Here is a 12424-nt window from a genome sequence, read left to right on the forward strand (position 1 = left end):
CCTGTATTTCCTTTGCTCCTCAGAAACCTTAGCGCGACTTCCTGGCTTCCGCCTGCTTCACCGTCTGTTCGATGGCGCCAAACAGCGATTTGCCGTCATCACCCAGCATTTCCAATCGAACAACATCACCAAACAGCAGATACGGTGTGCTGGCGACACCATCGGCGATCATCTCCTGGTTACGTCGCTCAACGATACTGGAAAAGCCCTTCTTGACTTCCTTGTTGGCGACGCCGCCCGCGCTGACCACGCTGCCGGCGCGCGCATTGCGCGTCTGGCACAGATGGGCGAGCAATTGCGGGTAATTGAAGGCCATGTCGGCGCCCGCGTGGGGCTGGCCCGTCAATTTGCCGTTCAGGCTGCAGCGCAAGGCGTAATGCACCTTGCCGCCGCGCCAGGCGTCGCCCAGTTCGTCGGGCGTAATCGCCACGGGAGAACAGGCCATGGCCGGTTTCGCTTGCAGGAAGCCATAGCCGCTGGCCTGCTCGTCGGGCGCCAGGTTGCGCAGGGTGATGTCGTTAACCAGCATCAACAGCTTGATGTTCAGGTGCGCCTGGTCAGGCGTCGACCCCATGGCCACGTCGTCCGTGATGGCGGCGATGCCGGCCTCGTAATCGATGCCCCACTGCTCGTGCGCCAGGATAATGTCATCGTGGGCGCCGAGGAAATCGTCGCTGGCGCCCTGGTACATCCTTGGCGCATCGCGCAAATTGGCGGGCGTCTCGACTCCCGCCGCCTTGCAGGCCCGCTCGATCTGCTGCAGATAGGATGCGCCTGCCACGCGCAAGCTGCTGCGCGGCAAAGGCGCCATGCAGTTGGCAGGATCGAACTCGAAGGCGCGATGGCCGCGGCCGCTATTGATGGTCTGGTACAGCAAGTCGAGCTGGGGCGCGATGAAACTCCAGTCGTCGAGCGCCTTTTGCAGGGTCGAGGCGATGCCATCGGCCAGGTGGGCCGTTTTCAGGTCGCGCGAGACGACAGCCAGCTGGCCATCGCGCGTGCCATCTTTTAGAGTTGCTAATTTCATGTGCGGGAAACTTCGTCAGATGCGGGCAGTTGGAGGCTAAAGACGCCAAAAAGCCGGGACATCCCCGGCTTTGGCGATCAGGAAGAGATTACGCCAGCAGCGCTATTTGCTCAGGCGTGAGATAGCACCACTCGCCTTCGGCAATGCCCAGCGATTCCAGGGTCAGGCTGCCGATGGCGGAACGGTGCAGCGCGCTGCAATGGTTGCCGGCGGCGGCCAGCATGCGCTTGACCTGGTGGTATTTGCCTTGTTCGAGCACGATTTCCAGCTGGTGCTCTCCCCGCTTGATGCAGACGAGGGCCGCCAGCGGGGCCGGCTCATCGTGCAATTGCACGCCAGCCAATAGCTGCGCCACCAGTTCATCCGTCACGGGCTCTTGCGTGGTGGCCTGGTAAATTTTCGGAACGTGGCGCTTCGGCGACGATTGTGCATGGATAAACGGGCCATCGTCGGACATCAGCAGCATGCCGGTCGTATCGTGGTCGAGCCGGCCGACGGGCTGGACTTCGCGCCAGGTGAACTGTTCCGGCAGCAGGGTCAGCACGCCAGGATGATGGCTGGGCTTGCGCGAGCATTCGAAGTTGGCGGGCTTGTTCAGCGCCAGGTACAGGTGCGCGCGGTAGACCCACTCTTCTTCGAACACGTGCAGCACCAGGCCTTCAGTCTCGACGGTGGTGCGGTAATTGGTCTGGGTGACGCCATCGATGACGACATCGCCATCCTCGATAAGGGAACGACAGTATTTACGGGTGCCAAAACCCTGCGATTGCAGGATGCGGTCTAGGGATAATTTACTCATGGGCGTGACTTTACCAGAAGCGGCTGACAGCGTGAAGCGGCGCCGTAGCGCGCCTGCGCCAGGCTGCGGAGGTCGCAGCAGGCTTGCGCACGCACAGATAAGCTGAAGTACAAGGTGAGATTTCGATATAAATGGCCAATTCCTTTGAGAAATATCAAGCGCTCGGAATATCGCATTGATAGACTGAAACTTCGTTAGGAATCCGCCTAATGAGCTTTAGGAATAATAACCAAGCAACGACTCACAAGGACATTGTATGAAGCATATCGATACCATCGCCTTACAAGGCAGCATCGCCGACATGCGCCAACGCATCGCCGAGGAACAGGCGGCTATGCACAAGGTGAGACTGGGCGTGGCGCGCTGGAGCAGCGCCCCTGCGCCGCAGGATGAGGACGCCCCCCCATCGCCAGCGAGCCAGACGCATTGGCATGCCGAAGCGCAATGCCATTTCATGTGCTGGCTGGAACTGGGCGGTTTTGCGCACGCGGATGCGGATGCCGACGACGTGACCACGCCCCCCATGGCAAACACGGCGTCCGACAGAGGCTCCAGCAACAGCGTCAGCACCAGCGCTGCGGCAGCCCGTCAGGTCAACGCGTCTCCCCTGCCCGTCCACTGCAACGGCTGCGCCGTCTGAACCCGGCCCACCCGACCAGCCATGCCCCGCCCTCGCATGCCTGCCTTGCCGGCACATCCAGAGTACACATCCAGCGCCGTCAACCCATACGGCACGCACGACGCACAAAAGGAAACGGCGGCATTGCGCCGCCGTTCCCAAGCCCCATCGGGACTTTAGTGAGGAATGTAAATTCACTCAAAACCACATCTGCGATGCGGCGAGTAGTTCCAAGACCTGCCAATCAAGTTAGTACTGACAACATAGTTGATATATCGCCCCTCCTTGAAAAGAACTACGTCTTCACTATAGCCCAAGCGGCCCCATTTTCAAGCCAATTTACCACCTTATTGAAAACGATTCTCGATTGGATTGCCTGCCAGTCAAGAGTGATGTCCTCAGCGCAACGCCGGTTGTGACTGCTGTACGGCCGCCTTCATGGCGCCCGCACCCATGGCGGCGCCAAATTTCTTGAGCACCCGTTCCGGCAAGCCTTCGTGCTGCGTGTAGTCGACGATGTCTTCCGCCTTGACGACGTCGCGCGCCACGCTGTCAACCGTGCCGAAATCGTCGGCCAGACCCATTTCCACGGCTTTCGCACCCGTCCAGTACAAGCCGGAGAAGGTATCGGCCGTTTCCTTCAGGCGCTTGCCCCGCCCCGCCCGTACCACCTCGATGAATTGCTGGTGGATTTCATTGAGCATGCCTTGCGCATACGCCTTGTGTTTTTCCGTCATGGGGCTGAACGGGTCCATGAAGCCCTTGTTCTCGCCCGCCGTCAGCAAACGCCGCTCGACGCCCACCTTTTCCATCACGCCCGTAAAGCCGAAACCATCCATCAGCACGCCGATGGAGCCGACCACGCTGGCCTTGTTGACGTAGATGCGGTCGGCGGCCGCCGCGATGTAATAGCCGCCCGAGGCGCACATTTCATCGACCACCACATATAAAGGCTTGTCCGGATAGCCCTTGCGCAGGCGCTGCATCTCGTCGACGATCATGCCGGCCTGCACGGGACTGCCGCCGGGACTATTAATATGCAGCACCACGGCCACGGAGCCGCTATCGGAAAACGCCTTGTCCAGCGCGGGGATGACGACGGCGGCCGAACCGCTGCCTTCGGACTCGATGGCGCCGTTGATGTCGATCAGGGCCGTGTGGCGGCCCAGGGTTTCGCCGTCGTCGGCCGTGTTGTAGTCATAAAACACCCACAGGGCGAACAGCACGATCAGCAGACCGAAGACCTTGAAAAAGATGCTCCAGCGGCGGTGCGCGCGTTGCTCTTGCAAAGTGGCAAATACCAGCTTTTCCAGCACGTCGCGCTCCCAGTTCCCCGCAGGGGCGCCGTGACCGGCCGCTGGCGCGCTGCTGCCCAGCTTGTCATTCGTGTTATCGCTCATGATTCACTTTGCTTAAATTACAATAAGGCCGGCAACGGCTGGACATACTCGTCGGGCTGCCAGTACAGCTGGCCGTCGCGCTCGACCACGGCGATCGGACGCAAGCGCCCGCCCTTGCAGGGGCCGCCCGCGCAATAGCCGCTTTCCGGCACATAGATGGCGCCATGGGTCGAACACATCAGGTACAAGCCGCTGGACTCGAAAAACTCGCCCTCCGCCCAGTCCAGTTCGATGGGCACGTGGGCGCAGCGGTTCAGGTAGCCATACGCCTTGCCGCCGTGGCGCACGACAAAGCCCGTGGTCGTTTCGCCACCGGCCGAGACGGGAAAGCGCACGCCCTTGCCGCCATCGGCGACGGCGTCGGCGGCACAGATGAAAACGTCGACAACATCGCTCATCATGCGTGCTCGCTCAGCCATTGATGCAGATCGGCCACCGTGGCGGCCGAGTACAGGGGCTTGCAAGCCTGCAATTGCTCCACAGGATGCGCCCCATACTCTACGGCAATACCCGCCGCGCCTGCATTGCTTGCCATCAATAAATCATGACTGGTGTCGCCGATCATCACGGTACGACGCATGTCTTGCCCCAATTCGCGCGTCAGTTCCTGCAACATGGCCGGATGCGGCTTGGAAAACGTTTCATCGGCGCAGCGCGTCGCATCGAACAGGGACAGCAGCTTGACGGCATTCAGGGAACGGTTCAAGCCGACACGGCTCTTGCCCGTGGCCACCGCCAGGAAATACGCCTGCTGCGACAGTTCCTCCAGCATTTCGTAGACGCCGGGAAACAAAGCCAGCTCATGGTCGCGCGACAGATAGTGATAGCGGTAGCGCTCGGCCATGCGCGCATGGTATTTCGGCTCCACGTCCGGCATCACCAGCTGCATGGCTTCCTGCAAGCCCAGGCCGATCACGTGCGAAGCGAGCAACTCGGTGGGAATAGGCAAGCCCAGGTCTTTGGCCGATGCCTGGATACACTTGACGATGGTCGAGGTACTGTCTATCAGGGTACCGTCCCAATCGAAGACGATCAGATCAAATTGCTTTCTTGCCATGTTTCCCGACGATATAGCCGCCGGCTCCTTGAGAATGAATGATGGCGACTGACTACCTTGTGAGTAGTGTCGCGCGCACGCGGTGGATACTATACTTATCGTGCGGCAACGGCCAATGGTTTGCCCAAGCTTACCAAGAAACGCTCGCATTCGGCAGCCAGCGGCGCATTCAGGGTCATCGTCTTGCCGTTTTCCGGATGCACAAACGTGATCTGGTGCGCATGCAGGAACATGCGTTTCAGGGCGCCGCGCGTGCTGTCGGCTTTCAACAGGGCACGGTTGAGGGCGAAGTCGCCATATTTATCATCGCCGGCGATGGGGAAACCGGACGAAGACAGGTGCACGCGGATCTGGTGCGTGCGTCCCGTCTTCAATTCCGCTTCCAGCAAGGCGAAGTTGTGATATTTATGCAACAGTGAAAACACCGTGTGCGAGGCCAGGCCATCGGCCTGCACGGCCACCCGGCGTTCGCCTTCGGCCGTCGTATATTTGTGCAATGGCAACTTGATATGCTGGCGCGCATTCTTCCAGTCGCCGGCCACCAGCACGAGGTAACGCTTGTCCGTGACGCCGTCGCGCATCTGTTCGTGCAAATTCGTCAACGCGGAACGTTTCTTTGCCAGCAACAACAAGCCGGACGTGTCGCGGTCCAGGCGGTGCACCAGTTCCAAAAACTTGGCGTCGGGGCGCGAAGCACGCAATTGCTCGATCACGCCGAAGGACACGCCCGAGCCGCCATGCACGGCCACGCCCGCCGGCTTGTCGATGACGAGCAGCTGCGCATCTTCGAAGATGATCTTGAATTCGGCGGCCGGCGCGCCCGTAGGCGCCTTTTCGGCCACGCGCACGGGTGGAATGCGCACCACGTCGCCGGCGGCGAGACGGTACAGCTGATCGATACGGCCTTTATTGACCCGCACTTCTCCCGATCGCAATATCCGGTAGATGTGGCTTTTAGGCACTCCCTTGCACACTCTTAATAAGTAGTTGTCGATACGCTGGCCTGCTTCTTCTTCGGCGATCGTGACGAATTGCGCTTGCGGCTGAACCGGGGGTGTTGAAGGGGGAACAACATCATTTTGACTCTTCATTTACTATGTCTTCCCAGAAATCTCTCTAAGTCCTTCATTTTGAATATATAATTGTTTTTGCTGCGGCCCTGGCTGCTGCGAGTGTAAGAATAAAAGCACATTTTACACAGGGGCGTCTCCACCGGCCTCGCCAAATTGCAAATTCGGTGGAAAAAAATGTATATGCACCATCCCTGCGCGAATCAAGGTTGCACCGTAGTTGTAATCGGATAACGCGTGGAGATGCTGAAGTGAGTGTGGGATTATAAGGATAAGTACCCGTTAGCGCGACTTATCGAGTCGGGCTCGCGGGTTGATGAAGTTGATAACGCTTGCCGTTTTCGCCAAACCCCGTATGTGGCCAAATACTGAGGGTTGTCGATGATAGGCTGAGGCCAAGCCTCGCCATCGCGATCCCTGTAATGAGCCGGCTAACGATTTTGGCTCTGAATTTGCTGACCACTTGCATTCTCTGTCCCCGATGCAGTTCATTCTCATCCGGGCTGTTTCAGATGAGTTGCAAGTGTCCCGTGCACTCGGCATGACGATCGACCTCACCGCGCCTGTTGCGGCCGTAACGTATACCTCGTACGCGTTGTTGCTCCGCACGCCTGGGCATTTCCCCCGCCAGCACTCCCGTTCTCGCATATATCCCTGTACTTCGCCGCTTCCCCGGAAGCGGCTTTGAGATGGCCTACGGGTCGCGGAGTTATAAAAATGAAACGCATGTTGTTTAATGCCACGCAGCAAGAAGAACTGCGCGTAGCGATTGTCGACGGACAAAAACTGATCGACATCGATATCGAGACAGCCGGGCGCGAACAGCGCAAATCCAACATCTACAAGGGCGTGATCACGCGCATCGAGCCATCGCTCGAAGCGTGCTTCGTCAGCTATGGCGAAGACCGCCACGGCTTCCTGCCTTTTAAGGAAGTTGCCCGCACGTATTTCCGCGAAGGCGTCGACGTCCGTAACGCCTCCGTCAAGGAAGCGTTGCGCGAAGGCCAGGAAATCATGGTCCAGGTTGAAAAGGAAGAGCGCGGCAACAAGGGCGCCGCCCTGACCTCGTTCGTTTCCCTGGCCGGCCGTTACCTGGTATTGATGCCGAACAACCCGCGTGGCGGTGGCGTATCGCGCCGCGTGGAAGGCGAAGAGCGCCAGGAATTGCGCGAAACCATGGATAAACTGGACTTGCCAGCTGGCATGTCCGTGATTGCCCGCACGGCAGGCATCGGCCGCAACGTCGATGAACTGCAGTGGGACTTGAATTACCTGATGCAACTGTGGCGCGCCATCGAAGGCGCCGGCAAGTCGGCCAACGGCGCTTTCCTGATCTACCAGGAATCGTCGCTCGTCATCCGCGCCATCCGCGACTACTTCCAGCCCGACATCGGCGAGATCCTGATCGACACCGACGAGATCTACGACCAGGCGCACCAGTTCATGAGCCACGTGATGCCCGACATGGTGCACCGCGTAAAACGCTACAGCGACGACGTGCCGCTGTTCTCGCGCTTCCAGATCGAACACCAGATCGAAACGGCCTACAGCCGCACCGTGCCGCTGCCATCGGGCGGCGCCATCGTGATCGACCATACCGAAGCGCTGGTGTCCGTCGACGTCAACTCGGCCCGCGCCACGCGCGGCTCGGACATCGAGACGACCGCCTTCAACACCAACTGCGAAGCGGCCGAAGAAGTGGCCCGCCAGCTGCGTCTGCGCGACCTGGGTGGCCTGATCGTCATCGACTTCATCGACATGGAAGTGGCGAAGAACCAGCGCGAAGTGGAACAGCGCCTGAAAGACGCGCTGCACCATGACCGCGCCCGTGTACAAATGGGCAAGATTTCCCGCTTCGGCCTGATGGAACTGTCGCGCCAGCGCTTGCGCCCTTCGCTGTCCGAAGGTTCACACGTGACGTGCCCGCGCTGCTCCGGCACCGGCCACATCCGCGATACGGAATCGTCCGCCCTGCAGGTGCTGCGCATCATCCAGGAAGAGGCGATGAAGGAAAACTCGGCCACCATCCACGTGCAAGTACCCGTGGACGTGGGCGCCTTCCTGCTCAACGAAAAGCGCGGCGAAGTGCTGAAGATCGAGAACCGCCACCGCATCGCCGTGATCCTGATCCCGAACAAGCATCTGGAAACGCCGCACTACAAGCTGGAACGCATCAAGCACGACGATCCGCGTCTGGAAGACAGCCAGGCCAGCTACAATCTGGCGGAAAGCGCTGAAACCGACATGGCGTACAGCAAGCGCCAGAAGGAAGAAGCCAAGCCGCGCCAGGAAGCCGTCGTCAAGACGATCACCCCTGACCAGCCGGCACCGATGGTCGAGCGCAAGCCCGTCGAAGCGAAACCGGCTCCCGTGGCCGCGCCTGCCGCGCCACAGGGCCTGATCGCCAAGATCATCAGCTTCTTCACCGGCGCTCCGGCACCGGTGGCGCCCGCACCCGCCCCTGTCGCACCGGCCAAGCCGGCCGGCGCCGACCGTGGCGACCGCAACAGCCGTGGCCCGCGTGGCCGTGGCCGCAACGGCAAGCCAGGCCGCGAAGAACGCGAACCGGGCCAGGGCCGTCCAGCCCAGGACGATGCAGCGAAAGAAGCGGAAGCACTGGAAAAAGCGGCACGTCCGCCACGCCCACCGCGTCCGCCACGCGAACCGCGTGAAGCGCGCGAGAACGGCGATACGGCAGCAGCACCACGCGAACGCGGTGAACGCCCTGAACGCGCCGAGCGTCCGGAACGCGCGGAACGTCCAGAGCGCGCCGAGCGTCCGCCACGCCAGCCACGCGAAGCGCGCGAACCACGCGCCGACAAGGCTGTTGTTGCTGAAGTGAAAGCTGAAGAGCTGGCACTGGTTGGTGCCACCGCCAGCGCAGTCAACGTCGTCGTGACGTCGAACGGCCCTGAATTCGACGCCGCACCGGCCAATCTGCTGAAAGCGCCGGCGAATGCCGGCCCTGAAGGCGAAGAGACGGAAAGCGACGTGGAAGGCGAAGAACCGCGCCGCCGCCGTCGTCGTGGCGGCCGCAACCGCAACCGCCGCGACCGCGAAACGGGCGAGCTGATTGAATCGGCAAACGGTGACAACGAAGGCCAGGACGCGCCAGTGATCAGCTTTACGGTTGCTCCGGCGCCGGAAGCCGCCGCTGCCGCCGCTGCCGCCGTTGAAGCCGCCGCACCGATCGCCGTCGTCGCTGCCGCTACTGTCGTGGCCGTCGCTGCGCCAGTGGAAGCTGCTGCCGAAGCCGCACCAGCCGTCGTGACTGAAGTAGTCGAAGTAGTCGAAGTGGTCGAAGTGGTCAAGGCCGTGGAGATCGCCAAGGTCGAAGAAGTCGCTCCGGCTGCTGAAGTGATCGTGCCGCCAGCTCCTGTGGAAGCCGCCGTTGCTGCCGAACCAGCGCCAGCTGCCGAGTACAGCTTTGCCGAGAAGACGGAAGTTGCGCCGACTCCAGCTCCAGCGCCAGCGGAAGTGAACGCCGAAGCGGCACCAGCCGTGGAAACGCCAGCTGCCGTGGAAACCGTCGCCGTGGCGGAAGAAGCGCCAGCAGCCGCGCCAGCACCAGTAGCGGAAGCTGCCCCGGCGGTTGCCGAAGTTGCTCCTGCGCCTGTCGTTGCTCCCGCTCCTGCTCCGGCGCCAGCCCCTGTGGCGGCGCCGCTGGACTTGAGCGCAGTGCTCGGCTCGGCCGGCCTGACCCTGGCTGCCACCGATCCGGAAAAACTGCGCCTGGCGCAGGAAGCGGCCGCCAAGGCAGTCGCTCCGGTACGCAAGCCACGCGAACGCAAGCCATTGCCGCCGCAATCGGATGAGCCGTTGATCCAGGTCAACACGCAGCGTCCATAAGCGCGCCGGGTTCGCCCAGCCGCCAATGATGAAAGGGGAAGCTCAGGCTTCCCCTTTTTTATGTCCACTTTTTGCTGCCATCCGCCCGCCATGCACGAGAACGCCAATCTGCCTCCCGCCCCCGTCAGCCTGCGCAACGCCTTCTGGTACTGGCTCAAGCTGGGCTGCGTCAGCTTTGGCGGCCCGGCCGGGCAAATCGCCATGATGCATGCGGAACTGGTGGAAAAGCGGCGCTGGATTTCCGAGCAGCGTTTCCTGCACGCCCTGAACTACTGCATGCTGCTGCCGGGGCCGGAAGCGACCCAGCTGGCCATCTACATCGGCTGGCTGATGCACCGCACGCGCGGCGCCCTGGTGGCGGGCCTGCTGTTTTTGCTGCCCTCGCTGCTGGTGCTGATCGTCCTGTCCTGGCTGTATATGGCGTATGGCCACGTGGGCGCCATCGCCGGCGTCCTGTACGGCATCAAGCCGGCCGTCGTCGCCATCGTGGTGGCGGCCGCCTGGCGCCTGGGCCGGCGCACCTTGCGCAGCCCCGGTCTGATCGCCATCGCGGCGGCCGCATTTGCCGCCATCGCCGCGCTTCATCTGCCATTTCCGCTGATCGTGCTTGCCGCTGCCCTGCTGGGCATGGCGGGCGGGCGCTGGCTGCCCGCGCACTTTCATGCCAACGGCGCGTCGCATGGCGGCGCGGCCCGCTACGGCGCCGCCCTGATCGATGACGACACGCCCACGCCGGACCACGCGCGTTTCAGGTGGCCGCGCCTGCTGGCCACCTGCGCACTGGGCCTGGCGCTGGCTTTCTTTGTCTGGCTGGGCCTGGCACTGGCGGGCGGTACGGACCAGCCGCTGGCGCAGATGGGCGTGTTTTTCAGCAAGGCGGCCCTGCTCACGTTCGGCGGCGCGTATGCCGTGCTGCCCTACCTGGTGCAGGGTGCCGCCGACCATTACCACTGGATCACGAGCGCGCAAATGATGGATGGCCTGGCCCTGGGCGAAACGACGCCCGGCCCCCTGATCATGATCGTTGCCTTCATCGGTTTTGTCGGCGGCTGGAGCCATGCGGCAGGCATCGCGGGCGAGCAGCTGTGGCTGGCGGGCGTGTGCGGCGCGCTCGTCGCCAGCTGGTTTACTTTTCTGCCTTCGTTCATCTTCATCCTGGCCGGCGCGCCGCTCGTGGAAGCGTCGCGCGGCAATTTGCGCCTGAGCGCGCCCCTGACGGCCATTTCGGCGGCCGTGGTGGGCGTCATCGCCAGCCTGGCCCTGTTCTTTGGCCGCCACGTTTTCTGGCCGGACAACCCGCTGCCGCACTGGGACTGGCTGGCGACGCTCATCGCGCTGGCGGCCGGCGTGGCGCTGATCAAGTTTCAAATGGGCACCATCAAATTGCTGCTCGCCTGTGCCATCTTCGGCCTCGTGCTATCGTATCTGCCTTGAACGACTTTACGTAAGCGCATTACCTTTCATGGCTGACAAGATTATCTACCTCGCCGAGGCCCGCAATGGGGCCGTGGCGATACCCGAGCGCCTGGAAAGTCCCAGCGGCAACGTCGCCGACCGCCTGGGCAGGCCCCTGCACGACTTGCGCATCTCGATTACCGACCGCTGCAATTTCCGTTGCGTGTATTGCATGCCGAAGGATGTGTTCGACAAGAACCACGTGTATCTGCCGCACACGGATTTGCTGTCGTTCGAGGAAATCACGCGCGTGGCGCGCCTGTTCGTTGAACACGGCGTGGAAAAGATACGCCTGACGGGCGGCGAACCGCTGCTGCGCAAGAATATCGAAAAACTCATCGCCATGCTGGCCGCGCTGCGCACGCCGTCGGGCCAGCCGCTGGACCTGACCCTGACGACCAATGGTTCCTTGCTGGCCAGAAAAGCGCAGGCGCTCAAGGATGCGGGCCTGAACCGGGTCACCGTGTCGCTCGACTCGCTCGACGACGCCACCTTCAAGCGCATGAACGACGTCGATTTCGCCGTGGCCGACGTGCTGCACGGCATAGCTGCGGCGCATGCCGCCGGCCTGGGGCCCATCAAGATCAACATGGTCGTCAAGGCCGGCATGAACGAGCAGGAAATCGTGCCCATGGCGCGCCACTTCAAGGGTACGCCGTATATCCTGCGCTTCATCGAATACATGGACGTGGGCGCCTCGAACGGCTGGAACTTGCAGGAAGTCATCCCTTCGGCCGAAGTCGTGCGCCGCATCGCCGCGCACATGCCCTTGCTGCCCATCGACCCGAACTACACGGGCGAGACGGCGGCGCGCTGGCGCTATGCGGATGGCGGCGGCGAAATCGGCCTCATTTCCAGCGTCACGCAAGCGTTCTGCGGCGACTGCAGCCGCGCCCGCCTCTCGACCGAAGGCAAGCTGTACACGTGTCTGTTCGCCAGCAGCGGCCACGACTTGCGCAGCCTGCTGCGGGGCGGCCATAGCGATGCGGAAATATCCTCGGCCGTCGCGCAACTGTGGCGCGGCCGCGGCGACCGCTATTCGCAATTGCGCACCAGCCAGACGGATTTGACGGGCGGTGCACTTGAGCACGGTAAAAAGAAAGTGGAAATGTCGTACATCGGCGGCTGAATCCGGGGCGGCGCACGCC

General features: G+C 62.0%; 10 protein-coding genes. 4 read left to right on the forward strand and 6 right to left on the reverse strand.

The genetic code is table 11. The features are described from left to right. Positions 1-28: 28 nt before the first annotated feature. Positions 29-1027 carry a fumarylacetoacetate hydrolase family protein gene (locus CLU90_RS12495; RefSeq protein ID WP_100428061.1) on the reverse strand — a complete coding sequence of 333 codons (999 nt, stop codon included), beginning with the start codon at positions 1025-1027 and terminating at the stop codon, positions 29-31. An 88-nt stretch (positions 1028-1115) separates the two neighbouring features. Further along, positions 1116-1826, reverse strand: a complete 711-nt coding sequence (locus CLU90_RS12500) for a pseudouridine synthase (RefSeq protein ID WP_100428062.1) — start codon at positions 1824-1826, stop codon at positions 1116-1118. 256 nt (positions 1827-2082) lie between these two features. Between CLU90_RS12500 and CLU90_RS12505 the strand changes: the two genes are divergently transcribed. Next, positions 2083-2466, forward strand: coding sequence for a hypothetical protein (locus tag CLU90_RS12505; protein ID WP_100428063.1), 384 nt, complete (start codon positions 2083-2085; stop codon positions 2464-2466). Positions 2467-2843: 377 nt separating this feature from the next. Here the strand turns inward: CLU90_RS12505 and CLU90_RS12510 are convergent, their stop codons facing one another. From CLU90_RS12510 to CLU90_RS12525, 4 genes are all read right to left on the reverse strand, one after another. Then, on the reverse strand, positions 2844-3845 hold the full coding sequence (locus CLU90_RS12510; protein WP_100428064.1) for a S49 family peptidase: 1002 nt from the start codon (positions 3843-3845) through the stop codon (positions 2844-2846). Positions 3846-3862: 17 nt separating this feature from the next. Beyond that, positions 3863-4246, reverse strand: coding sequence for a Rieske (2Fe-2S) protein (locus CLU90_RS12515; RefSeq protein WP_175539222.1), 384 nt, complete (start codon positions 4244-4246; stop codon positions 3863-3865). Then, the gene (locus CLU90_RS12520; protein WP_100428065.1) at positions 4243-4902 is read right to left on the reverse strand and encodes an HAD-IA family hydrolase; all 660 of its coding nucleotides are present in this window, start codon (positions 4900-4902) and stop codon (positions 4243-4245) included. Before CLU90_RS12520 ends, CLU90_RS12515 begins: the two co-directional genes overlap by 4 nt. 95 nt (positions 4903-4997) lie before the next feature. Then, positions 4998-5993, reverse strand: coding sequence for an RluA family pseudouridine synthase (locus CLU90_RS12525; RefSeq protein ID WP_100428066.1), 996 nt, complete (start codon positions 5991-5993; stop codon positions 4998-5000). 696 nt (positions 5994-6689) lie between these two features. On the opposite strand from CLU90_RS12525, the gene CLU90_RS12530 reads away from it, so the two are divergent. The 3 genes from CLU90_RS12530 to moaA are packed head-to-tail and all read left to right on the forward strand — an operon-like array spanning position 6690 to position 12405. Then, entirely contained in the window at positions 6690-9821 is a 3132-nt protein-coding gene (locus CLU90_RS12530) for an Rne/Rng family ribonuclease (RefSeq protein WP_100428067.1), read from the forward strand. Between the two features lie 60 nt (positions 9822-9881). After that, positions 9882-11255, forward strand: a complete 1374-nt coding sequence (gene chrA / locus CLU90_RS12535) for a chromate efflux transporter (protein WP_232731180.1) — start codon at positions 9882-9884, stop codon at positions 11253-11255. Positions 11256-11283: 28 nt separating this feature from the next. Continuing rightward, positions 11284-12405, forward strand: coding sequence for a GTP 3',8-cyclase MoaA (moaA, locus tag CLU90_RS12540; protein ID WP_100428068.1), 1122 nt, complete (start codon positions 11284-11286; stop codon positions 12403-12405). The last annotated feature ends 19 nt before the right edge of the window (positions 12406-12424 follow it).

Source organism: Janthinobacterium sp. 67 (assembly GCF_002797895.1).
GTDB lineage: Bacteria > Pseudomonadota > Gammaproteobacteria > Burkholderiales > Burkholderiaceae_D > Janthinobacterium.